Origin of the sequence: Rhodococcus jostii RHA1, from assembly GCF_000014565.1 — a bacterium.
GTDB classification, from domain to species: Bacteria; Actinomycetota; Actinomycetes; order Mycobacteriales; family Mycobacteriaceae; genus Rhodococcus_F; species Rhodococcus_F jostii_A.
Genome location: NC_008268.1, coordinates 2,679,378 through 2,704,890, shown reverse-complemented (window position 1 = coordinate 2,704,890; position 25,513 = coordinate 2,679,378). Strand labels below are relative to the sequence as shown.

Sequence of the window (25,513 nt, the reverse complement as noted above, 5' to 3'; positions counted from 1 at the left end):
GTTTGTGTCGGATGGGCGGACCCGCACCCGCTCACGTGAGTGGCGAAGCGTGCCCGAGCGCACCGTGGCACTCACGTGGGAGCACGCAAGAACCCGGCGGCATCGGTGTGGGACCGATGCCGCCGGGCGCGGAGATCTGTGAGACGAGCGTGCTTACTGGGGCATCAGGACGGTGTCGACCAGGTACACGGTGGCGTTGGCGGTTTGGACGCCACCGCAGATGACGCCGGCGTCGTTGACCTTCAGGTCGTCGCCCGAACCGGTGACGGTGACCGTGCCACCCTCGACGGTCGTGTGCTGGCCGTCGATGTCACTCGGCGCGATCTGGCCGGGGACCACGTGGTAGGTGAGGACCTTGGTGAGCAGCGCCGGGTCGGTTTTGAGAGTTTCGATCGTGGCGGGGTCGACCTTCGCGAACGCGGCATCCACCGGCGCGAACACCGTGAACTGTCCGCTGTTCAGCGTGTCCACCAGGTTGACCTGCGGGTTGAGCTGACCGGATATGGCGGCGGTGAGGGTGGTGAGCAGCGGGTTGTTGGACGCGGCGGTCGCGACCGGATCCTGCGCCATGCCGCTGACCGAACCGGCGCCGTCGGGCACCGTCTTCGCGTACTCGGCGCAGCCCGGACCGACCAGGTTGGCGGCGGGATCGGCCATCGCGGACGAGGTCGTCGAACCGGACGACATCGACTCGGACGTCATCGCCTCCGAGGCGGAGCCGCTGCTCGACGAGTCGCTGTCGTCCGACGAACACGCTGCGCCAAGCAGGACGAGGGACGTGCTCGCTGCGACTGCCAGAACTCGTGTGGTGATGTTCATGGGTTATTGCCTCTCTCCGGTGTGGGTGCGGATGAGCACCATCGACAGGCATTCGGAGCGGTCTCCAGAACGGATGGGTGGAACGTTTTCCCGGATCGGCCCATCCGATCCGGAAGTGGCGTCGAATGCCCCGAGAGAGGGTGCTGCACAGGCCCTCTGTTCAGGCTGCCCGTTTCGTCGACGCATGATCGTGAAAGGACCCGAGATGAGACTCTCGAAGGCACGTGGATTCGCCGCAGGACTGCTGACCGCCGCTGCGGCCGTGGTGCTGGCGGCGAGCCCGGCACAGGCTCAGCCCGGTGCGCTCGCACCCGTCCCGTCCCTCGACGTGCCGCGGTACCTCGGCACGTGGTATCAGTTGGCCGCTGTGCCACAGCCGTTCAACCTGGACTGTGCGCGGGACACCAGGGCGACGTACGGGCTCGTGGACTCGTCGAACGTCAGCGTCGCCAACTCGTGCACCACCTGGGCGGGAGGGACGAACGGCATCAACGGCAATGCGCGTGTCAACGACCCGGTCACCAATGCGCAACTCCACGTGAGTTTCCCGGATGTGCCGTTCCAGAGTTCACCGGACGGTCCCACCAACTATGTGGTCACCTACATCGCCGACGACTACTCGTGGGCGCTCGTCGGTGACCCGGCACGGGCTTCGGGTTTCGTCCTCTCCCGCAACCCGGCGGTCGACGACGCGGGATGGACGCAGATCCGGCAGGTGGTGGAATCGCGTGGCTACAACTCGTGCCTGCTGCTGACGTCCCCGACCACCGGCGGCCGAGAAGGAATTCAGCCGCTCTGCACGGTCTGACGGGCTGCGGATCCGGTGATGTTCTCCATCATGCCTTTGAAGATGATTCCGTGGAACGGCATGATGGAGTACCAGTACAGCCGTCCGGCGAGGCCTTTCGGGAAGAAGATGGCCCGCTGATCGAGTCGGGACCGGTCGGAATCCACACTGTGGACGCACCATTCGAGCCACGCCCCGCCCGGCGCCCGCATTTCGGCGCGCAGTCGTAGCAGGGACCCCCGGTCGATGCGTTCGACTCGCCAGAAGTCCAAGGGGTCGCCGGTGTTGAGTTGCTTCGGGTTCCGGCGTCCGCGGGTGAGACCGACACCGCCGACCACGCGGTCGAGCCAGCCGCGCACCGACCACGCGAGCGGGAACGAGTACCAGCCGTTCTCACCGCCGATGCTCTCCACGACGCTCCACAGCGTTCCGGCGTCCGCGTCGCAGTCCCTGGTGCGTTCGTCGGTGTAGACGACTTCACCGGCCCAATCGGGGTCGGATGGCAACGGATCGGACGGGGCGCCGACCGGGGACGCACTCGCCCACGTCGTCTCCACCTCACCGTTGTCGATGCGCCGCAACGCCAGTCGCACGGCGTCCCGGTATGTCGTCAGGCCGGCCTTCGGCGGTGGAATGACGTCGTCGATGTCGTGCTCGGAGGCGACGGCGTCGTTCTGCAGCGATTCGATCAGCGCCCGGCCGAGCGAGCGGGGGATCGGGGTGACCAGACCGATCCACAGACCGGCGAGCTTCGGGGTCAGCACGGGAAGGACGAGGATGCGACGCTGACGCAGACCGGCGACCTCGGCGTACGTCTGCATCATCTCGCCGTAGCGGATGACGTCGGGGCCGCCGATGTCGAACGTGCGACTGTGCGGCAACGATGCCTCGGCCGCGGCAACGAGGTAGTGCAGCACGTCGCGGACCGCGATCGGCTGGATCTTGTTGTTCACCCACCGCGGGGTGGTCATCACGGGGAGCCGGTTGGTGAGATGACGGATCATCTCGAACGACGCCGAACCGGAGCCGATGACCACCCCGGCCTGCAGAACCATTGTGGGAACACCGGAGTCGACGAGAATCTGCCCCACCTGTGTGCGGGAGCGCAGGTGCGGAGAGAGGTCCACCGAGTCGGGATGCAGCCCGCCGAGGTAGACGATCCGGCCGACACCCGACGTGCGGGCCGCCTCGGCCACGTTCTCCGCGCTGACGCGTTCGGCCTCCTCGAACTCGTCCGCACCACCCATCGAATGCACGAGGTAGTAGACGACGTCCACGTCCGTGAAAGCGGCAGAAAGGGTTTCGGGATCGCTCAGGTCGCCGCGGGCGATCTCGACGTCGGACGCCCACGGGACGTCGGTCAGCTTCTCGGGTGAACGCACCAGCACCCGCACCCGATAGCCGGCTTGCGAGAGCCGGGGAGCGAGGCGTCCGCCGATGTATCCGGTGGCACCGGTGACCAGTACACGTAACTGCGTCATTCCCACACGCTACCCGTCGTTGTCACCGCCTCGCCCGCCATCGCGGCTAAGGTCGGGTCATGGGCATCGTGCATTCGAGTGTGGTCGAGGCCTCGCGGGACGAGTTGTTCGCCTGGCACACGAGGGCCGGGGCGTTCACCCGGCTTTCCCCGCCGTGGCAGCCGCTCAGCCTCGCGAAGGAATCCGAGTCACTGAAAGCGGGTCGTGCCGAACTGCGCCTGCCCGGCGGCCTGACATGGATCGCGCAGCACGACGCCAAGGAGTACGACCCCTCGCACCGGTTCGTCGACTATTCGGCCGCGCTGCCGCTGCGCCTGCTGGTGCCGTGGCGGCACACCCACACGTTCGACGTCGTGTCCGAGGGCCGGACCCGGGTCACCGACCGGGTCGACACCATCGTGCCCGGCCACTTCCTCCGTTCGACGTTCGTCTACCGGCACCGCCAGCTCGCCGACGACATCGGCCGGCACCACTGGGCGTCCACCCTGCTGCCCGGTCCCCTCACCATCGCCGTGACGGGGAGCTCCGGTCTCGTCGGCTCCGCCCTCACCGCGTTCCTCAGCACCGGCGGGCACCGCGTGATCCGTCTCGTCCGGCGTGCTCCCAGCACACCCGACGAGCGGCGCTGGAACCCGGACGCTCCCGCCGCGGATCTGCTCGACGGAGTCGACGCGGTGATCCACCTCGCCGGCGCGTCCATCGCGGGTCGGTTCACCGACGGTCACCGCCGGGCGATCAGGGACAGTCGTATCGAGCCCACCCGTCGGCTGGCGGAAGTGGCGGCCACGTCCGGGCAGGGGCCGAAGATCTTCGTCAGTGCGTCCGCGATCGGGTACTACGGCCCCGACCGGGGCGACGAGGTGCTGCACGAGCAGGACCCGCGGGGCGACGGCTTCCTCGCCGACGTCGTGGCGGACTGGGAGGCCGCGGCGACGCCGGCCGCCGATGCCGGACTTCGGGTGGTCCACGTCCGCACCGGGATCGTCCAATCGCCGAGCGGCGGCGTGCTGCGACTGCAGCGGCCGCTGTTCGAGGTCGGGCTCGGAGGCCGTCTCGGTGCCGGAACGCAGTGGCTGTCGTGGATCGACATCGACGATCTGATCGACGTCTACCACCGCGCCGTCGTCGATTCGGGATTGAGCGGTCCGGTCAACGCGGTAGCGCCGAATCCGGTTCGCAACGAGGAGTACACCGCAGTCCTGGCGTCGGTGCTGCACCGTCCGGCCTTCCTCCCGGTTCCCGATTTCGGGCCGAAGCTCCTGCTCGGGGAGCAGGGTGCGCGCGAACTCGCCCTCGCCGATCAGCGCGTCACCCCGGGCAAGCTCCTCGACCGCGGTCACCGGTTCCGGCGCCCCGACCTCGACACGGCGCTGCGCCACCAGCTCGGGCGGTTCAAGACCGACGAGGGGTAGTGCGCCCCGCGTCGTACGCCGCCACGACCCGCTTCGGGGCGGTGAGACGCCACGCCTCCTCGACGAGTTCGGCCAGTTCTTCGGCGTCGACTCGGTCGAGGACGACGTCGATCCAGCCCCACCGCCCGAAGAACGGTGCGACCAGGAAGACGTCGGGATCCTCCTGCAGCAGGGCCGCCTGCGTTTCCTTCGTCGCTTTGAGGCAGACGGTGGGGGCGCCGTAACCGACGAGACCGAACATCTTCTTGCGCACACGGAACGTCGGCTGGTCGCCCCAGTTGGCGATCACCACCTCGTGCGCTTCGGGCAACGCCAGCATCATCGCGCGCACGTCGTGTTCGGTGGGCATCACAGCTCCTGGGCCGGCGGTCGGTGGTCCGGGACCTTTATATCCCCGGCCACCGACAGCCCGGACTGCGGTAGGGCTGACACTCAGTGGTCCGAGGCCGGTGGGTGCTTCGTCGTCGACTCGTAGAGTGACTCCCGAACACGTAGGCGTTGTGAACAGGAGTGAACCCATGACCAGTGAAGAACCCGGGAAGCGGAGTCCGGCCGTCGAGGCGGGGCTGACGGTGCGGCGTGAGGTGATGGGCCCCGACTTCGTCGAGCGGGCGCTCACTCGCACGGCGGGGACCGACAGCGAGCAGCTGCAGGAGTTCGTCACCGAGCACGTCTGGGACGCCGTGTGGAACCGGCCGGGGCTGGACCGGCGCAGCCGCAGCCTCCTCAACCTCGGCATGCTCATCGCGCTGCGTGCGCACGGTGAACTGAAGGGCCACGTGCGGGGTGCACTGCGAAACGGTCTGACCCGCACCGAGGTGGTCGAGGCGGTGATCCACGCGAGCGCCTACTGCGGCGCCCCCTCCGGGTTGTCGGCGATGGCGGTGGTGCAGGAGGCGCTCGACGCGGAATTGGGACCGCTGGAAGCCGAAGGCTGAGGCCGCGCGACGCGAATCAGCCAGTGACGCCGGTGATCTCGTTCGGGGTCTCCGGCAGGTCGGCCTGCCCGGATACGGTCCAGGTGTCCAGGTCGATCGCGTGGATCCTCCTGTGCGCGGGGTCGGTCGCGTAGGCGGTGTGGTCCTGCACGTACAGCGCCGGCCGCGGCGACTGCCACTTGTCCGGCTCGGTCCACGGATCGAGGACGTCGACGGTGCGGCTCACCGCCTTGGTGTTCGGGTCGATCACGTGCACGGCGCCGTCGGTGCCGAGGACGAGGGCCTCACCGTGCGGGGCTCGCCCGAGCGAGCGGAACGTGTAGCTGGTGCCCAGGTCGACGAGGGTGAGTTGTCCGGTGACGGTGTCGGTGAGCGAGACCCGTTCGGGGCGTTCGAGTTCGGCGTCGGGATCGGTCTTGTAGTCGCCCAGGATCATCGGTGAATCCTCGTCGCCGGCCTGGTTGCCGATGCGCCCGTAGGGGTCCGGGCTGGTGACCTTGGTGATGACGCCGTCCCGGTAGATCAGCAGACCGTTCTGGCATCCCACGACTACCGTCTCGTCGGCGGCGACGGCCTCACCGTGCACGCCGGGGCAGTCCTCGTTGCGCACGATCTCCCTGCGGTCGCGGTCGAGTACGACGATGCCGGTGCGTTCGTCCTCGTTGCCGACGGTGGTGAGCAGGCTGCCGTCGGAGAGTTCCACGGCCACTCCGTGATGCGCCTCGGGCGTCGTGAACTCGGTGGTGTCGGGTGTGCCTTCGGAGAGTCCGGCCGGATCGAACACGCGCACCAGTCCGGTGCCGTCGTCGAACAGCACGGTCTTGCCGTCGTGCCGGACCACGTGGCCGGGCGTCTTCGCCTCGAACGTGACGTCGGTGAGGGCGGGTTCGGTGGTGTCGAGGGCGGTGAAGCTGTTTCCGGTGCTGACCAGTACGTGCCGGTCGTCGCCTGCGGGGTTGAGTCGGGTGAAGCCGTCCACCTCGGCCGAACCGACCACGTCGAGGCTCTGCGCGTCGAGAACCAGCACGCCGCCGTCGTAGCTCAGTGCCAGCCGCGGTGTGGCCGAGTCGGTGGTGGTCGCTTCGGCCGTGCCGGAGTCGGTGGAGCAGGACGTGAGAAGTGTCGCCGAGAGTGCCACGGCGGCAACGGCGGTGGGGAGAGGACTACGCATAAGGGTCACTCAAGAGAATTAACTCTTATTGCAAACGGTTGTCAAAGTCGGAAGTGTGCATGTGTGAATGCATCGCTATTTCAACCCCTCCGTGATCGCCAGGGAGTTCGAATCCATCATCTCGATGTACGTGCCCGCGCCCGAGCCGTTTTCGCCCAGTGATTCCGTGAACAGCGCGACGACGTCGACGGGAACACCGGCCTCCGAGGCCAAGACCTGCGCGAGCCGATCGGGCTGGGAGGAGTCGACGAAGATCGCGGGAACCCGCGACGCGGTGATCGTCGCGGCGAGGTCCGAGAGGTCGGACGCGCTGGGCGACGCCAGGGTGGTCCCGCTGGGAATCACCGCCCCCACGGTGTCGAAGCCGAAACGCTCGGCCAGATAACCGAAGACGTGATGATTGGTCACGAGCTTTCGCCGGTCTGCGGGGACCGTCGCGAACCTGTCCGACATCCGGGCTGTGAGTTCTTCGAGCTGCCGGGCATAGCTGTCCGAGTTCGTGCGGACGGCCCCCGCGTCGATCTCCGGCACGTGGTCGATCACCGCGTCGCGGATCAGTGCGACGGCCTCTCGCATACGGTCCGGATCGGTCCAGACGTGCGGATCCAGGGTGCCCGTGGACTTTCCGGAACGGTACTCGATCGGCCGCACGGCCTCACCGACCTGCAGAATCGGAACTCCCTCGGAGTGTGCGGTGTCGACGGTCTTGCCGATTCCCTCCTCGAGTCCGAGACCGTTCGACACGAGGAGGTCGGCGCGCTCCACCCGCGCGGCGTCCGACGCGGAGATCTCGAACGAATGGGGATCGGCGCCTCTCGGCATCAGCACCATCACGTCGGCCTGGTCGCCGACGACGTTTTTCACCACATCACCCAGGATGTTCGTGGTCACGACCACGATCGGTCCGTCGGAGGCGCCCGGGGAACACGCCGCCACGGACAGCGTCACGACTGCGGCCAGCAGGGTCAGCGGCAGCAGGCGCCGCATCCCGGTCACAGCCCGACCACGCCGAGGGTGGACGCGCCGACTCCGACGTCGAGAGTTCGCGCCACCCGCGCGTCGTCGCGGAAGTCGATCTCGGCGACCGTCTTCGATGCGGGATCCGAGACGTACGCGCGAGTGCCGCCGACGACGACGGCAGGCAGGGTTGCGGACTCGTCGCTCCCGTCGTAGGGGGCGGACAACACGTGCGAGGACGCGGTCTCCGCGCCGGTCGTCGTGTCGTACACGCGGAAGGTGCCGTCCGCGAGGACCGCGAACACGGAGCGACCGTCGCCCGCCAGTGCGACGCTCAGCGCGCGATCCGGCGTCCGGACGTGCGTCCACCCGCGGGTGCGGGCATCGAAGACCAGCACCCCGTCGTTGGTGGCGGCGGGTCCGGCGGCGGCGACGTGGATCGGCAGGCCGTCGTGTCCGCGGATCGACGTGGGCCGGGTGGCGGCGCCGATGCCTGCCGGGTAGGGAACCTTCTCCGACGTCCACGCCTCGGCGGCGGTGGTCGCGAGGAACAGCCCGTCGTCGCACGCGGCGAGTACGTTCGTGTCGGACACCGCCGTGCCGTGCATGTTCGGGCAGGCGGTGTCGAAGCTCTGCTCGACCTCCCCGTCCGCGGTGTGGAGCTCGAACGTGCCGGGGCGGGAGTCGGTTCCGTTTGCGACCGAGTGCGACACCACGAATCGGTCGGCGATCGGCAGGGCGACGCCGTGGTGCGGTGCGTTGGCGTCCACGACAGCCTTGACGTCGATGCTGTCCTTGCGGAGGTCGGCGAAATCGATCACGCGGGCGAGTCCGTCGCCGTCGAAGAACGTCGCCACCTTGTCGTCGCCTTCGATCACGTGCGCCGGCTTGCCGCCCTCGAAGGCGCCGAGTTCGACCGGTGGCTTGGTGTACGAGTGGGTGTGATCACCGTGGTCGATGGTCCAGGAACCGGCGTCCACGACATGCACCGCGCCGCCCGCGCCGTCCACGGCGAACGCGTAGCGGTCCTTCACCGTCGTTACCCGCGTCGGGTTGTCGAACTCGAACGACTGGAGAGTCTCTGCCGTCGCGAGGTCGAGCACGTCCACGCGGCCGGAATCGGCGTCCGACACGACGAGCCGGGGTTCGGGTCCCTCGACCTCGGTGGATCCGGCCTCGGCGACAAGGTCGCTACCCGGTTGGCTCCGGCCGTCGGGGGACGCGGCCTCCTCCTGTGGAGATGCGCAGCCCCCTAGGGCCAGTGCGGCGACCGCGGCGATTGTTGCGCGGGCGAGGGTCGTGTTCGGCATTCAGGGTCTCCATCTATCGAATGGGTATCGGGGTCGGCACAAGGGCAGGCCGAAATCGCCGCGCCGCCGACCGGGCGAGGGCCGCGACGAAGAACTGGAGCACGGCGAATCCGGCGATCGTCGCGCCCGCAGCGGTGTCGGCGTTCCACGACACGATCAGCCCGGCGAACGTGGCGGACCAGCCGAGGAGCACGGCAATTGCCATCGTCGCGCCGATCGACCTGCCGAACAGTGCTGCGGTGGCGGACGGGGCGACGAGGAGGCCGAACACGAGCAGGGTGCCGACTATGCGGAACGAGGCGACCACCGCGAGGACCACCAGTGCGAGCAGTGCGAGGTGCGCCCATCGCGGCTGCAGGCCCAGGGTGTGGGCCTTGCGTTCATCGAAGACGAGGGCGACGAACGGGCGGTACGCGATCACCGAGACGATCCCGGCGACCGCGGCCGCCGCCGCGAGCCAGAGCAGATCTCCCGGCGCCGCCGACAGGACATCGCCGAACAGGAAGGCTGTGAGATCGACCGCGAACGACCGTGCGCGCGAGACGATCACGACACCCAGCGCGAGCATGCCGACGAACAGCAGGCCGATCCCGGTGTCCTCGGACAGTCGCGAGTTCTTCGAGACCCAGGCGACGCCGAGGATCATGACGACCGCACTCACGGCCGCGCCGACGAGGAGATTCGCGCCGGCGAGATAGGCGACGGCCACTCCGGGCAGCATGCCGTGTGAGATGGCCTCGCTCATGAACGCCATGCCGCGCAACACGACCCACGTGCCCACAAGCCCGCAGAGGACGGACACCAGCATTCCCGCGAAGAGCGCACGCCGGACGAAGGACACCATCAGGGGGTCGAGTAGCCACTGCACTCTGCTAATCTAACGATAATGATTGTCGTAAGCGAAATCGCGGTTCGGTACGGCCCGACCCCGGCGTTGAACGGTGTGAGCGTGCGGCTCACGCCGGGCACCGTCACGGCCGTCGTGGGGCACAACGGCTCGGGAAAATCGACGCTCCTGCAGTGCCTCGCGGGCATCGCGCGACCGACGGCGGGACGGATCGACGGCACGAAGGGGTTGGGCACGGCGTATGTGCCGCAACGCAATGCGGTGAGCGATCAGCTACCGCTGACAGTGCGCGAGGTGGCGGCCATGGGAGCCTGGCACCGGCGTGGCTTGTGGCAACGACTCACGCCCGGAGACCGGGAGGCCGTCGACGAGGCGCTGAACAGGCTCGGTCTCGCAGACCTCGGCCGGCGGCGGATCGGCACACTGTCGGGCGGCCAGCGTCAACGTGCCCTGCTCGCGCAGGCGCTCGTGCAACGCGGCGACCTGTTACTCCTCGACGAGCCGACCACCGGTGTCGACGCGGAAGCCCGCGCGGTGATCGGCGACATCGTCGGCGAAGAGGCCGCGCGCGGTGCGACCGTCGTCGTGGCCACACACGAATCCCACGACGCGGAACGCGCCGACCAGGTGCTGACCCTGTCGTCGGGGGTGCAACTCACCCCACTTCGACGATGACCAATTTGTTGCCGTCCGGGTCCCGGAAGTAGAACATGGGCGGCACGTAGTCGCCCATCCGCAGCACCTCCGCGTCCACGTCGACGCCGTTCGCCGACAGGGTCGCACGGTCGGCGTCGGCGTCCGAGGTGGTCAGGCGGATGCCCGTCTCGACGCCCACCGGGACGCCGTCACGGGTCGGGACGAGGGCGATCGACGTCGCCGAACCCGGCGGCGCCACCTCCACCCACCGCTGACCGGGGCTGAACTCTGCATCCATGCGGCGCTCGAAACCGAGTGTGTCCACATAGAATTCGAGCGACCGATCCTGATCGGTCACGGGAACCGCGACCGTGTGTACCCCGTTGATGTGGGTCTTGCCGTCCGCGTTCATGCCGTCCACCTTCTCGTCGGCAGGCGTCACGCCTGCTCGGCCGCCTTCTCGAGTTCGGCGACGTCGAGTTTGCGCATCTTCAGCATGGCCTGCATGGCGCGCTGCGCCTTCGCGTCGTCCGGGTCGCGCATGAGTTCGTACAGCCGCTCGGGCACCACTTGCCAGGACACGCCGAAACGGTCCTTGACCCAACCGCATTGGCTTTCCTCGCCTCCGTCGGTGAAGGCGTCCCAGTACCGGTCCACTTCTTCCTGGTCGGCACACAGGATCTCGAAGGAGATGGCCTCGTCGAACGTGAACTGCGGGCCGCCGTTGAGCGCGATGAACGGCTGCCCGTTGATCTCGAAGGACACCGTCAACACCGCCCCCTCCGGACCGGGAGTGTTCGGACCGTAGTGGGTGACCTCCGTGATCCGCGAATTCGGAAACAGGGACGTGTAGAACTTCGCGGCCTCTTCGCCTTCGGTGTCGAACCAGAGGCAGGGGGTGATGGGTTTCATGGCGCAGTTCCTCTCGCAGGTCCTCGTCGATTCATCCTCGCCGATATAGACCGCGCCCACCCCCGAAACTCATCGGACGGCTGTCAGGAGTTCAGCGCACCGTCCGCGTCGACGAGATGGCGATCGCTCCGAACAGTCCTACCAGGGCGAATGCGTAGAAGCCCCACGGAACCGCGTAGCCGGCGCCCAGCAGGACGCCGCCGAGGATCGGACCGCAGATCGCGCCCACCCGGCCCACACCGGCCGACCAGCCGAGGGCGGTGGCGCGGATCTGCGGCGGGTGGTTGGCGCTCGTGAACGCGTACACGAGAACCTGTGCGCTGAACACGAAGCAACCGGCGAGGAACACCAGGGCGTAGATGCCGAACGACACCTTGACGCTGAGCAGGGCGAGGAACACCGCGGCGCCCGCGAACCAGATGATGGCTGCGGTGCGCGGGCCGATCTTGTTGGCGACGCCGCCCGCGATCAGCAGTCCGACCACCGCGCCCGCGTTGAGGATCAGCAGGAACGTCAGCGACGCGCCGAGGTTGTAGCCCGCCTCGCGCATGATCGTCGGCAGCCACGTGTTGAGGCCGTAGACGAGCAGCAGTCCCATGAACGACGTGACCCAGATGGCGATGCTGTTGCGCAGGAACGGACGCGAGAACAGGGCGCGCACCGGGTTCGCCGAGGCCGCGACGGGAGCGTCGGCGGCGGGTGCCGCCTCCAGTTCCAGGCCGTACTGCTTCGCGACGGCCTCGGCCTCGGCGCGCTTGCCGTGCGCCAGCAGGTACGACGGGGACTCGGGGAGGTAGCGCAGCATCAGCGGAATCAGGACCAGGGCGGGCAGGGCGCCGACGACGAACATCGAACGCCAGCCGAACGGTTCGATCAGCACGATCGCCAGCGCAGCGGTTGCGACGGCACCCACGTGATATCCGGTCATCAGCAGCGTCGACGCGGAGCCGCCACCCTGTCTCTTCGAGAACTCGTTGACCAGGGCCAGCGCCGTCGGCAGTGCGCCGCCGAGTCCGACTCCCGCAAGGAAACGGAACAGTCCGAAGAAGAACGGATTGGGTGCCACCGCGCAGAGGAGCGTGAGAACGGAGAACGCCGCAACGGCATACAGGAGGGCCCGCCGGCGTCCGATGACGTCGGTGAGCGTTCCGATGACCAGCGCGCCGATGGTCATGCCGACCAGGCCGAAAGTCGAGATGAACGTGATCGTTCCCGTGGTCAGACCCCAGTCCTCGTAGTCGAGGAGGGAAGGGATGACGGCGCCGAGGACCACCAGGTCGAAGCCGTCGAGCAGCACGGCTACCCAGCAGAGGGGCGCGACCCAGAGGGCGGTGGAGGCGCGGGCGGCGCTTCGTTGGGAAGTGGTCATGGTGTCCTCGACGTTCGGCGGTGATGTGCGCTGTTCGCGATGCGAACCCTAGTTCTATAGGCGGACTTATTGTGTGGCGCGCCATAGTTGCCTGTCAAACATCGGCTACTCCACACCCCGGTTGGTCAAGAACTGGTAAACCCCGTGTGGATAATCGATCGGGTACCGAGTCGATGAGCCAGGACGGATTGTGAGACCCAACCCCCAGGTGGCTGCGAGCCGTCCGAGCCACGCCGCGGCGTCGGCCGTGAGCGGTTACCGGTACGACCTCGACGGTCTGCGCGGAATCGCGATCGCGCTGGTCGTGGTCTATCACGTGTGGTTCGGGCGGGTGTCCGGCGGCGTCGACATCTTCCTGGTCCTCTCCGGGTTCTTCTTCACCGGCATGCTCGTGCGACGTGCCGGGGCGGATTCGGGTCCGTCGATTCCCGCCGTCCTGCGGCGCACCGCCCGCCGGCTGCTGCCCGCACTCGTGGTGGTGTCGGCCGCTACCGCGGTCGTGACCGTGATCCAGCGGCCGTTCACGCAGTGGTCGGCGATCGCGGACCAACTCCTCGCGTCACTGCTGTACGTGCAGAACTGGCAGCTGGCCCGGACGGCGTCCGACTACGCCGCCGCCGACGCGTCGGTCAGTCCGCTGCAGCACCTGTGGTCGATGTCCGTTCAGGGGCAGTTCTACGTGCTCGCCCTCGCGGTGGTGGCAGGTGTGGCCTGTATCTGCCGCCGCCGGATCGGTCTCGTGCGTCCCATCCTCGGCGGTGTGCTCGGTGCGGGGTTCGTGGCGTCCTTCACCTACGCGGCCGTGCTGTCGCAGGACCGGCAGTCGTGGGCGTACTTCGACACGTTCGCGCGACTGTGGGAGCTGCTCGCGGGCGCACTGCTCGCGCTCGTCGTGCACCGCGTCGCGCTGCCCCGGCGGTGGCGGACCGTCCTCGCGGTGTCGGGGTTCGCCGTTGTCCTCGGGTGTGGGTTCCTCGTCGACGGCGCTGCCCTGTTCCCCGGACCGGCGGCCCTGATCCCGGTCGGTGCGGCGGTGGCGCTGATCCTCGCGGGCGCCGGCCGGTCCGAGCAGCCGGGGGTCGTGACGATGATGGCGTCGCGGCCGTTCGTCGAACTCGGTGGCCTGGCGTACTCGCTGTACCTGTGGCACTGGCCGATCCTCATTTTCTACCTCACGTGGCGGGAGCGGCCCGCGGTCGGAGCGCTCGGCGGACTCGCGGTGATCCTCGTGTCGATGGTGCTGGCCTGGCTCACCCAGCGGCTGATCGAAGCGCGGTTCCAGACCGGGTTCGCCCGTCCGAGGCGGGTGATGACCGCGCTGGTCGCGATCCTCGGCGTCGCCGTGGTCGGGACCGCGTCCGGCTGGCACGTGTATCTGGTGCGCAACCCCGAGACGACCGCCCGGGTCGGTGAGCTGGACCCGTGGCTGTACCCGGGTGCGGCGTCGTTGACCGACGGCGCGTTCGCGCCGCGCACGAACATGCGACCCACCCTGCTCGAGGCGTCGGGAGATCTTCCGCAGCCGACCCTCCACGGTTGCATCTCCGATCTGAGCACACGCGACGTCGTCACCTGCGTGTACGGCGATCTCACCGCCGACCGGGCGATCGCCGTGGTGGGCAGTTCCCACGCCGAGCACTGGGTGCCCGCGCTCGATCGGATCGGGCAGCAGCGCGGCATCCGGGTCGAGACGTACCTCAAGATGGGGTGCCCGCTGACGGTCGCGGACGTCCCGCTGCTCGCCGGCGAGCCGTATCCCGACTGCGGCGACTGGTCCCGCGACGTCCTCGACCGTCTTCGTGACCACCGGCCGGACTGGGTGTTCTCGACGTCCTCGCGCCCCAACGAGGAGGGCGCCGGCGACGTCACCCCCGACGACTACGTGGGCCTGTGGGCGCGGCTCGCGGATTTCGGGCTCCCGTTCCTCGGCATCCGCGACACTCCGTGGCTGCACGACGACGGCGTCCCGTACTCGGCCGTCGACTGCCTGGCCGACGGCGGCGACGCCGACAGCTGCGGAATGCCCCGCGACGACGTGCTGGCCACGGACAACCCCACACTCGAGGCGGCCCGCGACCTGCCGTCGGTGTATCCGCTCGATCTCACGGACGCCGTGTGTGACGTGGCGATCTGCCGCGTCGTGCAGGGAAACATTCTCGTGTACCACGATTCGCATCACCTCTCGGCGACGTACGTCCGGAGCCTCGTCCCCGAACTCGACCGGCAGATCGGCATCGCCACCCGCTGGTGGTGACCGGGATACTGGCGGCATGGCCGAAGACGACCGCAGCATGCTGGGACGTGCCTTCCTGGTGCTGGGTTCGTTCACCTCGGAGCGCCCTCGGTTGTCGCAGTCGGAGCTGAGCCGGCGCACCGGACTGCCGCTGCCGACGGTGCACCGGCTGTGCCGTCAACTGGTCGACAACGGCGCCCTCGAACGCGTCGACGACGGGCACTACGAGATCGGGGTGCGGCTGTGGGAGTTGGGTGCGCTCGCGCCCCGCGCCCACGGATTGCGGCAGGTGGCGTTGCCGTACCTCGAGGACCTGTACGAGGCGACGCGCGAGAACGTCCAGCTCGTGGTCCGGGAAGATCTCGAGGCGCTCTACATCGAACGGCTGTCGGCGCGGGGTGCCGTGACCGTCGTCGGGAGGGCCGGTGGCCGGTTGCCGCTGCACGCGTCGAGCGGCGGCCTGGTGCTGTTGGCGTTCGGCGGCAAAGACCTGCTCGACGAGGTCCTCGCGGCGGGCCTCGAACGCTTCACCCCGTCGACCATCACCACCGAACATCGGCTGCGCAGCACCCTCGACGACATCCGCCGGACCGGGTGGGTCACCTGCCGCGAACACCTCAACGTAGGAACGCTGGCCGTGGCCGCGCCGGTGTCGCGGTCGACGGGTGAGGTGGTGGCCGCGGTGTCCGTCGTGGTTCCGGCGGAGAAGGATCCCGCCCCCCTGATCCCGGCGGTGCGGGCGGCCGCGCGCGGCATTTCCCGCGGTGTCGCGTAGCTCGCCTTTCACTCAGTGAAAGAGGGGGTGTTGCGATCACACGGCGGGCAGCACAGTGACTGGTGTCACGAACTACGCGAGGAGTCTGCTCATGAACACACAGGTCGGGATCGTCGGCGGGGGTCCCGCAGGACTGATGCTGTCCCATCTCCTGCACCTGAAGGGCATCGATTCCGTCGTGCTCGAAAGCCGCACCCGCGAGGAGGTGGAGGGCACGATCCGGGCCGGTGTGCTCGAACAGAACACCGTCGACCTGATGGTCGACACCGGGCTCGGCGACCGCGTCAAGCGTGAAGGACTTACCCACCACGGCATCGAACTGCGGTTCGGCGGTCGCGGCCATCGCATCGACTTCGACGAACTGACCGGTGGCCGCGCCGTCACCGTCTACCCGCAGCACGAGGTCCTCAAGGATCTCATCGCCCGGCGTCTCGACGACGACGGCGACATCCGCTTCGGCGTCTCCGACGTGCAGGTTCTGGACCACACGTCCGACAACCCGAAGATCACCTACCTCGACGCCGACGGCAACGAGCAGACACTCACCTGCGCACTCGTCGCCGGCTGCGACGGCTCGCGGACCACCACCCGCGGTCTCATCCCCGAGACCACCGTGCGCACCGACCACTTCCGCCAGTACCCGTTCGCCTGGTTCGGCATCCTCGCCGAGGCCCCGCCGTCGTCCGAGGAACTGATCTACGCCAACCACCCCCGCGGCTTCGCGCTCATCAGCACCCGCACCCCGGAGGTCCAGCGGCACTACCTGCAGGTCGACCCGGACGACTCCGTCGACAATTGGTCCGACGACCGCATCTGGTCGGAACTGCACGCCCGCGTCGACGGCGAAGGCGCGGAGATCAAGGACGGCAAGATCTTCCAGAAGTCGATCCTGCAGTTCCGCAGCTTCGTGTGCGAACCCATGCAGCACGGCAACCTCTTCCTCGCCGGCGACGCCGCCCACACCGTGCCCCCCACCGGCGCCAAGGGCATGAACCTGGCGATCGCCGACGTGTACTTCCTGTCCAAGGCGATGGCCGAATACTTCGCCACCCGCAGTCGGGCTGGGCTCGAGGGTTACACCGACAGCGTCCTCCCACGCGTGTGGCGGACCCAACACTTCTCCTGGTGGATGTCCTCGATGCTGCACCGACTCCCCGACGACACCGGATTCGGCCACAAGCGGCAGGTCGCCGAACTCGACATGGTCACCCGCTCCGTGGCCGGCCGCACCCTCATCGCCGAGAACTACGTCGGCACGCCTTTGGGCTGACGCCCCCGTGAGTACTTATTAACGTCGGGCGGTTAATAAGTACTCACGGGTGGCGGAGCCGCAACGAACGGGGCGAACAGCCGGGCGGTGTTCGCCGACGCCGCCGCGGTGTCCTCGGGTGGGTTGGCGATGAAACTCAAGGCGAGCCGGACGATGGCGTGCGCGATGATGTCCGCGTCGTCCGGGGACGAGTTCACCCACGACCGTTGCAACGTCTGTGCCAGCCGTTCGGCCGCGGGGCGGATGATGATGTTGCTGTCCGTCGTGATCAGGCGCAGCAGATCCTCGGGTGCCTTCCCCTGGTGCAGCGACATCACCAGGGGATCGGCTCCGCTGAGTTCGAAGAACGTCGCATAACCTTCCCGCAGAGCAGTTGTCGCGTCGCCGGGGTTCTCGTACAGAGCGGATTCGATGACGGTGACGAGGCTGTCGGTCAGCCGAAGTGCGTACCCCTCCGCCAACCCGCGCCGCGATCGGAACTCTTTGTAGATCGTCTGCCTGCTCAGCCCCGCGGCGACCGCGACGTCGGTCATGGTGATTGTCGGCCAGGGACGTTCGAGCAGCAGTTCCCGAAGCGCATCGAGGGTTGTCTCCCGCATCAGCGACGTCGCGGCCAGCCGGTATCGACTCTGTCGCTCGGTGCGGTCGTCTGCGGACATGACCTCGATGCTAGCGGGCGGCCGCGACCCGACCTTCCCGCTCGCCGGCGAGCACGTCGGTCAGAGCAACCGACTCGTCCGCCAGCGCGGCGCGGTCGACTGTGCCGCCCCGGGCGATCATCGTGCGCGCGGTTCGGAGGTCTTTCGGGCGGCCCACGGCGATGACCCCGACCGGCGTGCTCCCACGGACCGCGACCGCTGTGAAATCGCGATCGTCGATCGAACCGCGGATCACGTAGTCGTCGTCGAAACGGGTCGCGCCGGCGAACTGCACGTTGTGGCCGTACTGCGTGGACCACCCCCACGGAACGTCGGTGAACGGCATGGGCTCTCCGAGGATGGAGTGCGCGGCGGCAATCCCCTGCGCCTGAGCGCCGTTCCAATGTTCGGAACGGTATCGCTCGGAGTCACGCGCACCGGGGATGTTGGCCGCGTCTCCGGCCGCGTAGACGCCGTCGGCCGAGGTGCGAAACTGCCCGTCGACGGTGATGCCGTTGTGCACGCGCAGTCCCGCCGCGACCGCGAGCGTGACCTCGGGGACCGTTCCGACCGACACGAGGACGGTGCCGGCACTCCAACTTCGACCGTCGTCCGCGGTGGCGCGGGCGGAGCCGTCGTCGCTCACGTCGAGCGAGGACAGGGCGACATCCGTGCGGACGTCGACGCCGTTCTCGGAGTGCAGCGACGCGATCATCGTCGAGATTTCCGGGGGCACAATTCGACTGAGGAGCGACGGGTCTCGTTCGAGGACGGTGACCTCCGCGCCGAGCGACCGCGCCGTGGCCGCGACCTCACATCCGATGAGACCTCCGCCGATCACGAGCAGGGAACCGGTGCGCCGAATCGACTCGCGAAGGGAATCGGCATCGGCCATCGACCGCAGAGTGAACACGTGCGCACCGGAGACACCCTCGAGTTTCCGGGCCCGGCCGCCGGTCGCGAGCAGCAGGGCACTGTACGACAGTGTTACTCCGGACGAGAGCGTCAGCAACTTCCGCCGGGTGTCGAGTTCGACTGCCGTTGCACCGGTGATCAATTCGATATCTCTTTCCTTCCAGAAAGAGTCCGGTTTCAGCGCGGTCTTCTCCGCGGCCGTGGCACCCGACAGGAAGTCCTTCGACACCGTCGGCCGCCGATACGGCGGTGCGGGTTCGTCTCCGATCAGGACGACGCGCCCGCTGAAGCCTTCCGACCGGAGCGTCTGTGCGGCGCTCGCTCCTGCGATACCGGACCCGACGATGACCACCGTCGACAGTTCCGTGGAAAGGTTCGACAGTGCGCTCACGCCCGGCTGACCTCGACCATGTCGAAGTCCGCCTTGGCGGCCCCGCAGTCGGGGCACGACCAGTCCTCGGGAATGTCGTCCCACCTGGTGCCGGGCTCGATGCCGTCCTCCGGCCATCCCTCGGCCTCGTCGTATTCGAATCCGCATTGGGCGCAGCGGTAGAGCTTGAAATCGGTACTCATGTCACGCCACCTTCGGGTCGAAATCGATCTTTTCGCGGACCCCGCAGTCGGGGCAGCACCAGTCGTCGGGCACATCGGCCCACGCGGTGCCGGCGGGGAATCCCTCACGCGGTGCGCCGGACGCCTCGTCGTAGACGTAGTCGCAGACCGGGCACTGGTAGGCGGCCATCACCGAACTCCGCCGCTGTACTTGGCCAGCACCTTCTCGCGCTTGCCGGGTTGGATGTTCACGCGCGTGATGTCGCCGTCGTAGTGGTCGAGCACGCGGTGATCCATCACCTTGCGCCAGAGCGGCGGGAAGTACGCGAGCGTGATCATGCTGGCGTAGCCGCTGGGCAGGTTGGGGGCGCCGTCCATGCTCCGGAGCGTCTGGTACCGCCTGGTCGGGTTCGCGTGATGGTCGCTGTGACGCTGCAAGTGGTACAGGAAGATATTGGTCACGATGTGGTCGGAGTTCCAGCTGTGTGAGGGAGCGCAGCGCTCGTAGCGGCCGCTGGCGGTCTTCTGACGCATCAAGCCGTAGTGCTCGAGGTAGTTGACCGTCTCGAGGAGAGAGAAACCGTAGACCGCCTGAATGATCAGGAACGGGATGACGACCGGACCGAAGATGGCGATGAGCACACCGAACAACGCGACCGACATGAGCCAGGCATTGAGCACATCGTTGTGAATGCTCCACGTGCTCTTGCCGAGTCGCTGCATCCGCGTCTTCTCGAGCTCCCAGGACGACTTCAGGCTTCCCCAGACGCTGCGGGGCAGGAAAGTCCAGAAGCTCTCACCGAAGCGTGAACTCGCCGGATCCTCCGGCGTGGCAACCCGAACGTGGTGGCCACGGTTGTGCTCGATGTAGAAGTGACCGTAGAAGGTCTGCGCGAGAGTGATCTTGGCCAGCCACCGTTCGAGCTCGGTCTTCTTGTGGCCCATCTCGTGTGCGGTGTTGATGCCGATGCCGCCCATGACGGCGACGGTGAACGCGACGCCGACCTTCGACACCAGCCCGAGGCCGCCGTCGATGCCGAGCCAGGAGAGGTTGTCCGCCGACCAGAGGTAGCACGCGAACACCAGGCTCGCCATCTGGAACGGGATGAACACGTAGGTGCAGTACCGGTAGTACCTGTCGTTCTCGAGCTGTTCCATCACTTCCTCGGGAGGGTTCTGGCCGTCGGGCCCGAAGAACCTGTCGAGGAGTGGAAGCAGTCCGAACAGCAGCAGGGCGCCGATCCACCACCACACCGGAGCCGCCGCCGACCATCCCAATTGGTTGAAAGCCCACACGAGCCCCGCAGCGAGGAACAGTGAGGTCGGGGGAATCAATCCCATCAACCACAGGTAGCGCTTGCGGTCACGCCACGCTTCCGGTGGTGCCTCTCCTGTCATCCTGCTGATATTCGACGTCGTCACGATCCGAACCTCCTCGTCCAGTGGCCGTACCGGTATGAACCAGCTCACTCTCATTTGGACAGTACACGGACTTTGATCCAGGGTCTAGACAAATATGAAGATTTGTAAATCCCGCGGGGTGCAGTGCTCTAACGCCGGGGTCTTCGCTGCCGATAGAGAGATCGACACCGTTGCACCGTACTGAGGAGGCCCTCGATGTTCCGCGACCCCGGACTTCCCGACTGGCTCGAATTCGTCCTCGGCCTGCTCGGGTACCGCTGGTAGCTTCACCTGTGAGTACTTATTAACCACGGGCGGTTAATAAGTACTCACAGGTGAAGCATCGCGGCAATGTGCCAGAGCCGGGGCTGGTCGATCGACCCCTCCACGCAGCGCGCGAACAGCCACAGGCGCAACCGCTCGCGGTCGAGGCCGAGCAGGCCCGCTATCCGGCTCGCGAATCCGACGGGGTCGGCGGCGAGGCGGTCGACATGGTCGAGCATGTGCTGCAGCACGTCGTACGTCGGATCGCCGACATACGGTTTGGGATCGATCACCAGCCACGGCTCGCGCGCGGCAGACAGCACGTTGTCGGGGTGAAGGTCCGTGCACAGCAGCCGCGACTGTGTTGCCGTCCTGGGTAGTTCGCGGAACAGCTCCATACCGGTTCGCGCCAGGCTCGGATCCAGGTGCGGTGCACGGGCGAGTTTCTCCTCGAACTCGTCGGCCCACACGTCGCACATGCTGGTGAGCGGGTGCCGGGTTCGGAGGCTTCGAGGAGCAGCGCCGTGGTGTGGTCGAGCACGCGGTGGTCGAGCAGTCGGAGGGCGCCCTTACCGTTCCAGGCCGCGAGTCCGTCCGCCTCGTGCAGTGCCTCGTCGTGTCGCCAGCCGATCTTCAGCACCACGCGTTCGCCGGTGGCGGTGCGTGCGGGCGCCGTCCAGGACGTCACGCCGCCGGGTTGGAACGGGCGACCGACGTCCAGCGACCACTCCCGACTCACCGCTTCGACGACGGCGGGGAGGTCGGCCAGCCACGTTCGGCACGGCGCGTCGGGTGCGTCGTACTCGGCCATCTCTCGCACGAGGTTCGTCGGCAGTTCAAGATCCGGCACACCCGCACTGTGCCTCGCGGATCGTCGGGTCACCGCCTTCCGCGGTCCCACACGCGCTGCGTCTGCTCGGCGATGTCAGGGTGGTGGGTCTGCTGGAAGTTGCGTCCACCGCGGGCGAAGGTGTGCACGGTCGCGGGCGGTACGTCGAGCTCGGCGACGGGTGCGTCGAGCCACTCGCAGTCTCGGAGGTGCACCAGATCCACAGCCGCGGCCTCCGGACTCGAGTCGTAGCGCCACGGACCGTCGATCCGGCCGAGGAGGTAGAGCCCGTCGGCGTCACGCGACCAGACGAACGATCCGTCCAGCACCTGCGTGAAGCGTTCGAGCCGGCGTGCGGCCGGATCGCCGTAGGTGCGCTCGGTCGCATCGAGCGCCTCGCTCAGATCGGCAGGAGGTGGGGCCAGCAACCCGCCGATTCCACACACGTCCATCGCGAGCGCGCGCTGCACCGCGAGCTCTGGGTCCACGTCGTCGCGACGGGAACGCATCGGTGCGCGGTAGACGTCGGTGGGTGTCATACGTATGGATTCTCCCTGACGCCGAACCGCGACGGCGCTCTTCGTCAATCGTCCACCCGGGTAAACTAGAACCTGTTACATTCGCGGGAGGGGTGCTACTTCTGGAACTCGGAGAGAACTCATGAGATACCGCGTCGTCGAATGGTCCACCGGTACGGTCGGGCGTCACGCCATCGCAGGGATCGACGCCCGCGACGACCTCGAACTGGTCGGCGTGTGGGTGTCCAATCCGGAGAAGGTCGGGAAGGACGCCGGGGAGCTGGCCGGTCTCGGAAGAGAACTCGGGGTGAAGGCGACCGGCGACAAGGCGGCACTTCTCGCCCTGAAGCCGGACTGCATCGTGCACACCGCGATGACGGACGACCGCATCTTCGACGCCATCGAGGACCTGATCTCCTTCCTCGAGGCGGGTATCAACGTCGTGTCCTCGGGACCTGTTCTGTTGCAGTACCCGATCGGTGTGGTCCCGGACGAACTCGTCGACCGCATCCACGACGCCGGCGAGCAGGGAGACGCGAGCCTCCACGTGAACGGTATCGACCCCGGATTCGCGAACGACTTTCTGCCGCTGGCCATGACGAGCCTGTCGCAGCGGATCGACGAGGTGCGATGCTCCGAGATCGCCGACTACTCCACCTACTACCAGCCGGTGGTGATGACCGAGATCTTCGGTTTCGGTAAACCCGTCGAGGAGACGCCGATGCTGTTCCAGCCGGGCGTGCTGTCGCTGGCGTGGGGGAGCGTCGTCCGCCAGATCGCTGCGGGACTGGACCTCACGCTCGACGAACCGCTGGTGGAGAAGTTCGAACGCATCCCCGCCGAGCAGGACCTGGACATTCTCTCGTGCCACATCGCGAAGGGAACGGCGGCGGCGGTGCGGTTCGAAGTCGTCGGCACGGTCGACGGGGTGCCCCGCGTGGTCCTCGAACACGTCACCCGCACCCACCCCGAACAGAAACCGGACTGGCCGAAACCCACCCGCGGCGACGGGTGCTACCGCATCGACATCACGGGCGAGCCCGTGATGACCGTCGAGTTCACTCACCACGGCGAGCACGGCGACCACAACGTGTCAGGGATGATCGTCACCGCGATGCGGCTGGTGAATTCGGTGCACGCCGTGGTCGAGGCGAAGCCCGGGCTGGTGACCGCACTCGATCTTCCTCTCATCACCGGTCGCGCTTCGCGCCCGTGAGTACTTATTAACCGCCCGTGGTTAATAAGTACTCACAGGCCGAAGGCACCGAGGGCTGTTCGGAGGCCGTCCGGGCGCTCCGCGAGGGGAAGGGGTTCGACGAGTGCGAACGCGCAGCCCACGTTTCGGGCCGCGCCGTCGGCTTCCTCGCTGTCGCCGATCATGAGAGTTCGTTCGGGCTCGGAACCGAGTGCGGCGAGGGCGTGCTCGAAGATCTTCGGGTCCGGTTTGATCGCGCCCACCTCGAACGACAGCACGAACGCGTCGACGAGATGCTCGACTCCCAGGTCCGCGAACGCGGGCCGGATGTCGAACGCGATGTTGCTCAGCACCGCGACCTTGATTCCCCGGTCCTTCAGTGACGCAAGCACTTCTGCGGTATCGGGGTATGCGCTCCAGCATCCCGGGTCGATGACCCGCTCGTACAGCCCGACCGCCTGGTCCTCGTGCGCGACCCCGGACTTGCGCAGGACGTCGAGGTACGCCTGCCGGTGGAACCGAGGGTCGAGGTCGCGGTTCGTCCACGCGTGGTGCTCGGCGGCATCCATCTCGACGGTCTGACCGACGGGCGCCGTCATGCGCCGCATCAACTCGGCCTGCTGGTGGAGGTCGAACGGTTCACCGTCGTGGTCGGTGAGATCGGCCATCCAACTGTCGTCCTCCTCCAGCCGGAACAGTGTGCCGGAGAAGTCGAAAATCACTGCGTCGAATTCGGTGAGATCGGAAGCCACGTGTCCAGGCTAACGCGCTGTGCACGCGACTTCAGGGTGAAGCCGGGCGGGGTCAGTCGACTTCGAGTTCACCCATCAGCGACCACTCGGTGCCGTCGATCGTGGTGTTGATGATCCGCGGCGTCTGCGCGAGGGCGGGTTTCAACTCGCGCATGGCGTTCCGGAAATGCTCGCTCTGCACGTGGGCGACGGCGGCGTCGTCGTCACGGAATGCTTCGACGAGGACGTACAGATCCGGATCCTCCACCGCCCGCGACCAGTAGAACCACAGGTTGCCCGGTTCGTTTCGGGTCGCGTCGGTGAACGGCTGCACCAGGTCGAGCCAGCCGTCCGCGTGGTCCGGTTTCACGGTGAAGTTGACGACGATGAAGATCACGGCTGCCTCACTTCTCGAGTTGACGCATTCGAATCCTACGCGCGCGATGTCGTCGGATCCCCGACCGAGCGGCGTAGCCGGGTGAGGATGCGCGTGAAGCTGTCGGGGTCGTCCAGGGCACGCGCCAGGACGAGCGCGCCCTGGATTCCCGCGACGACCTCCTCGGCGAGCGGCCGCGACGGCCTGCCGTGGCCGGCGTCGGCGAGGGCGCCGGCGAGCGAATCGACCCAATCGGTGAAGTAGGCGCGGACCCGGTCGGCGAAGCGGTCGCGTTCGAGGCCGAGCGCGAACGCGCCGAACAGGCAGATTCGGCGACCCGACCGGAAGTACGTCTCGACCTCGTCGAACATCCGCTCCAGACGGGCGGCGGCGGGCTCGGACCCGCGCAGCGGCAGGTATACGGCGGTCTGGAACCAGGCGTCGACCTCGTCGAGGACGGCCTCGGCCATCTCGTCCTTGCCGCGGGGGAAGAAGTTGTACAGGCTGCCTTTGCCGAGTCCGGTGTGCTCGGTGATGACGGCCAGGCTCGCGCCGTCGAACCCGTGGGATCGGAACACCTCCGCCAGCACGGGGACGACGTCGCCGCGCTCGGCTACTGCTCGGGGCATGACTACTCCTCGTGTGCCGGTCAGAGGCCGAGATCGCTCAGCCCGGGATGATCCGACGGTCGCACGCCGGACATGTCCCAGAAGAACTTGCGGTCGGATTCGTCGATCGGCACGTCGTTGATGCTGGCGTGACGCCACCGCATCAGACCGTTGTCGTCGAACTGCCAGTTCTCGTTGCCGTACGCGCGGAACCACTGCCCGTCGGTGTTGTGGAACTCGTACGCGAACCGGACCGCGATCCGATTCCCGTCGTGCGCCCACAGTTCCTTGATCAGACGGTATTCCAGTTCGCGGTCCCACTTCCCGGCGAGGAAGTTTACGATCTCGCGGCGCCCTTGCAGAAAGGTGGACCGATTGCGCCACCAACTGTCCTCGGTGTAAGCCTGCGCGACCTTCTCGGGATCACGAGAATTCCAGCCGTCCTCGGCGGCGCGAACCTTCGCGATCGCGGTGTCGCGCGTGAACGGTGGGACGGGTGGTCGAACGGACATGGTGAGCGCTCCTTCGGTAGGTCTTGTACCTTTCAGTACAGACTGTACCGATAGGTA

General features: G+C 67.5%; 29 protein-coding genes. 8 read left to right on the top strand and 21 right to left on the bottom strand.

Going from position 1 to position 25,513, the window contains the following annotated elements:
- Window positions 1-153: 153 nt before the first annotated feature.
- Window positions 154-819, bottom strand: coding sequence for a fasciclin domain-containing protein (locus RHA1_RS12495; protein WP_011595269.1), 666 nt, complete (start codon window positions 817-819; stop codon window positions 154-156).
- A gap of 205 nt (window positions 820-1,024) precedes the next feature.
- Here RHA1_RS12495 and RHA1_RS12490 point away from each other — a divergent pair, with 205 nt between their 5' ends.
- A complete protein-coding gene (locus RHA1_RS12490) occupies window positions 1,025-1,627 on the top strand; it encodes a lipocalin family protein (RefSeq protein ID WP_041812379.1) in 603 nt (200 codons plus the stop codon).
- Here the strand turns inward: RHA1_RS12490 and RHA1_RS12485 are convergent.
- A complete protein-coding gene (locus tag RHA1_RS12485) occupies window positions 1,606-3,087 on the bottom strand; it encodes an SDR family oxidoreductase (RefSeq protein WP_011595267.1) in 1,482 nt (493 codons plus the stop codon). The genes RHA1_RS12490 and RHA1_RS12485 overlap by 22 nt on opposite strands.
- A 59-nt stretch (window positions 3,088-3,146) precedes the next feature.
- On the opposite strand from RHA1_RS12485, the gene RHA1_RS12480 reads away from it, so the two are divergent.
- Window positions 3,147-4,499 (top strand): TIGR01777 family oxidoreductase, encoded by a 1,353-nt coding sequence (locus RHA1_RS12480; RefSeq protein WP_011595266.1) that lies wholly within the window; start codon window positions 3,147-3,149, stop codon window positions 4,497-4,499.
- Here RHA1_RS12480 and RHA1_RS12475 read toward each other — a convergent pair.
- Window positions 4,480-4,848 carry an MmcQ/YjbR family DNA-binding protein gene (locus RHA1_RS12475; RefSeq protein ID WP_011595265.1) on the bottom strand — a complete coding sequence of 123 codons (369 nt, stop codon included), beginning with the start codon at window positions 4,846-4,848 and terminating at the stop codon, window positions 4,480-4,482. The genes RHA1_RS12480 and RHA1_RS12475 overlap by 20 nt on opposite strands.
- A 169-nt stretch (window positions 4,849-5,017) precedes the next feature.
- Here RHA1_RS12475 and RHA1_RS12470 point away from each other — a divergent pair, with 169 nt between their 5' ends.
- Window positions 5,018-5,437 (top strand): carboxymuconolactone decarboxylase family protein, encoded by a 420-nt coding sequence (locus RHA1_RS12470; protein ID WP_011595264.1) that lies wholly within the window; start codon window positions 5,018-5,020, stop codon window positions 5,435-5,437.
- Window positions 5,438-5,453: 16 nt separating this feature from the next.
- Here RHA1_RS12470 and aztD read toward each other — a convergent pair whose 3' ends face one another.
- The 4 genes from aztD to aztB form a co-directional block, all read right to left on the bottom strand.
- Complete coding sequence (gene aztD / locus RHA1_RS12465; RefSeq protein WP_011595263.1) at window positions 5,454-6,608, bottom strand: zinc metallochaperone AztD; 1,155 nt, start codon at window positions 6,606-6,608, stop codon at window positions 5,454-5,456.
- A 75-nt stretch (window positions 6,609-6,683) separates the two neighbouring features.
- Window positions 6,684-7,595 (bottom strand): zinc ABC transporter substrate-binding protein AztC, encoded by a 912-nt coding sequence (gene aztC, locus RHA1_RS12460; protein WP_011595262.1) that lies wholly within the window; start codon window positions 7,593-7,595, stop codon window positions 6,684-6,686.
- A 5-nt stretch (window positions 7,596-7,600) separates the two neighbouring features.
- On the bottom strand, window positions 7,601-8,875 hold the full coding sequence (locus tag RHA1_RS12455; RefSeq protein WP_011595261.1) for a hypothetical protein: 1,275 nt from the start codon (window positions 8,873-8,875) through the stop codon (window positions 7,601-7,603).
- Window positions 8,876-8,888: 13 nt separating this feature from the next.
- Entirely contained in the window at window positions 8,889-9,743 is an 855-nt protein-coding gene (gene aztB, locus RHA1_RS12450) for a zinc ABC transporter permease AztB (RefSeq protein ID WP_011595260.1), read from the bottom strand.
- 18 nt (window positions 9,744-9,761) lie between these two features.
- Here aztB and aztA point away from each other — a divergent pair, with 18 nt between their 5' ends.
- Window positions 9,762-10,397 (top strand): zinc ABC transporter ATP-binding protein AztA, encoded by a 636-nt coding sequence (gene aztA / locus RHA1_RS12445; protein ID WP_011595259.1) that lies wholly within the window; start codon window positions 9,762-9,764, stop codon window positions 10,395-10,397.
- On the opposite strand, the gene RHA1_RS12440 is transcribed toward aztA, so the two are convergent.
- The 3 genes from RHA1_RS12440 to RHA1_RS12430 form a co-directional block, all read right to left on the bottom strand.
- Window positions 10,378-10,770 (bottom strand): VOC family protein, encoded by a 393-nt coding sequence (locus RHA1_RS12440; RefSeq protein WP_041812378.1) that lies wholly within the window; start codon window positions 10,768-10,770, stop codon window positions 10,378-10,380. The two genes, aztA and RHA1_RS12440, sit on opposite strands and share 20 nt — an antisense overlap.
- Window positions 10,771-10,796: 26 nt before the next feature.
- Window positions 10,797-11,270 carry a VOC family protein gene (locus tag RHA1_RS12435; RefSeq protein WP_009475230.1) on the bottom strand — a complete coding sequence of 158 codons (474 nt, stop codon included), beginning with the start codon at window positions 11,268-11,270 and terminating at the stop codon, window positions 10,797-10,799.
- 91 nt (window positions 11,271-11,361) lie between these two features.
- Entirely contained in the window at window positions 11,362-12,639 is a 1,278-nt protein-coding gene (locus RHA1_RS12430; RefSeq protein ID WP_011595257.1) for an MFS transporter, read from the bottom strand.
- 190 nt (window positions 12,640-12,829) lie between these two features.
- Between RHA1_RS12430 and RHA1_RS12425 the strand changes: the two genes are divergently transcribed.
- The 3 genes from RHA1_RS12425 (at window position 12,830) to RHA1_RS12415 (ending at window position 16,917) form a co-directional block, all read left to right on the top strand.
- Window positions 12,830-14,893, top strand: a complete 2,064-nt coding sequence (locus RHA1_RS12425) for an acyltransferase family protein (protein WP_011595256.1) — start codon at window positions 12,830-12,832, stop codon at window positions 14,891-14,893.
- A 16-nt stretch (window positions 14,894-14,909) separates the two neighbouring features.
- Window positions 14,910-15,647 carry an IclR family transcriptional regulator gene (locus tag RHA1_RS12420; RefSeq protein ID WP_009475227.1) on the top strand — a complete coding sequence of 246 codons (738 nt, stop codon included), beginning with the start codon at window positions 14,910-14,912 and terminating at the stop codon, window positions 15,645-15,647.
- A gap of 91 nt (window positions 15,648-15,738) precedes the next feature.
- Entirely contained in the window at window positions 15,739-16,917 is a 1,179-nt protein-coding gene (locus RHA1_RS12415) for a 4-hydroxybenzoate 3-monooxygenase (RefSeq protein ID WP_011595255.1), read from the top strand.
- Window positions 16,918-16,949: 32 nt separating this feature from the next.
- On the opposite strand, the gene RHA1_RS12410 is transcribed toward RHA1_RS12415, so the two are convergent.
- The 7 genes from RHA1_RS12410 to RHA1_RS12380 all read right to left on the bottom strand — a co-directional run bounded on the left by RHA1_RS12410 (window position 16,950) and on the right by RHA1_RS12380 (window position 22,055).
- On the bottom strand, window positions 16,950-17,576 hold the full coding sequence (locus RHA1_RS12410; RefSeq protein ID WP_009475225.1) for a TetR/AcrR family transcriptional regulator: 627 nt from the start codon (window positions 17,574-17,576) through the stop codon (window positions 16,950-16,952).
- Between the two features lie 10 nt (window positions 17,577-17,586).
- The gene (locus tag RHA1_RS12405) at window positions 17,587-18,861 is read right to left on the bottom strand and encodes an NAD(P)/FAD-dependent oxidoreductase (protein WP_011595254.1); all 1,275 of its coding nucleotides are present in this window, start codon (window positions 18,859-18,861) and stop codon (window positions 17,587-17,589) included.
- Entirely contained in the window at window positions 18,858-19,043 is a 186-nt protein-coding gene (locus RHA1_RS12400; protein ID WP_009475223.1) for a rubredoxin, read from the bottom strand. The genes RHA1_RS12405 and RHA1_RS12400 overlap by 4 nt, the downstream gene beginning before the upstream one ends.
- Window position 19,044: 1 nt before the next feature.
- A complete protein-coding gene (locus tag RHA1_RS12395; protein ID WP_005251085.1) occupies window positions 19,045-19,212 on the bottom strand; it encodes a rubredoxin in 168 nt (55 codons plus the stop codon).
- On the bottom strand, window positions 19,212-20,444 hold the full coding sequence (locus tag RHA1_RS12390) for an alkane 1-monooxygenase (protein WP_011595253.1): 1,233 nt from the start codon (window positions 20,442-20,444) through the stop codon (window positions 19,212-19,214). The genes RHA1_RS12395 and RHA1_RS12390 overlap by 1 nt, the downstream gene beginning before the upstream one ends.
- Window positions 20,445-20,752: 308 nt before the next feature.
- Complete coding sequence (locus tag RHA1_RS51705) at window positions 20,753-21,166, bottom strand: aminoglycoside phosphotransferase family protein (protein WP_081437424.1); 414 nt, start codon at window positions 21,164-21,166, stop codon at window positions 20,753-20,755.
- Window positions 21,167-21,566: 400 nt separating this feature from the next.
- Window positions 21,567-22,055 carry a hypothetical protein gene (locus tag RHA1_RS12380; RefSeq protein WP_011595250.1) on the bottom strand — a complete coding sequence of 163 codons (489 nt, stop codon included), beginning with the start codon at window positions 22,053-22,055 and terminating at the stop codon, window positions 21,567-21,569.
- 121 nt (window positions 22,056-22,176) lie between these two features.
- On the opposite strand from RHA1_RS12380, the gene RHA1_RS12375 reads away from it, so the two are divergent.
- Window positions 22,177-23,250, top strand: coding sequence for an NAD(P)H-dependent amine dehydrogenase family protein (locus RHA1_RS12375; RefSeq protein WP_011595249.1), 1,074 nt, complete (start codon window positions 22,177-22,179; stop codon window positions 23,248-23,250).
- 32 nt (window positions 23,251-23,282) lie between these two features.
- Here the strand turns inward: RHA1_RS12375 and RHA1_RS12370 are convergent, their stop codons facing one another.
- From RHA1_RS12370 to RHA1_RS12355, 4 genes are read right to left on the bottom strand one after another with little or no spacing between them, the layout of a single operon-like run.
- On the bottom strand, window positions 23,283-23,981 hold the full coding sequence (locus RHA1_RS12370) for an HAD family hydrolase (RefSeq protein ID WP_011595248.1): 699 nt from the start codon (window positions 23,979-23,981) through the stop codon (window positions 23,283-23,285).
- 52 nt (window positions 23,982-24,033) lie between these two features.
- On the bottom strand, window positions 24,034-24,357 hold the full coding sequence (locus tag RHA1_RS12365; RefSeq protein ID WP_011595247.1) for a putative quinol monooxygenase: 324 nt from the start codon (window positions 24,355-24,357) through the stop codon (window positions 24,034-24,036).
- Between the two features lie 35 nt (window positions 24,358-24,392).
- Window positions 24,393-24,965: an LmrA/YxaF family transcription factor gene (locus RHA1_RS12360; RefSeq protein ID WP_009475216.1), complete on the bottom strand. Its 573-nt coding sequence runs from the start codon at window positions 24,963-24,965 to the stop codon at window positions 24,393-24,395.
- A gap of 20 nt (window positions 24,966-24,985) precedes the next feature.
- Window positions 24,986-25,456, bottom strand: coding sequence for a nuclear transport factor 2 family protein (locus tag RHA1_RS12355; RefSeq protein ID WP_009475215.1), 471 nt, complete (start codon window positions 25,454-25,456; stop codon window positions 24,986-24,988).
- Window positions 25,457-25,513 lie beyond the last annotated feature (57 nt).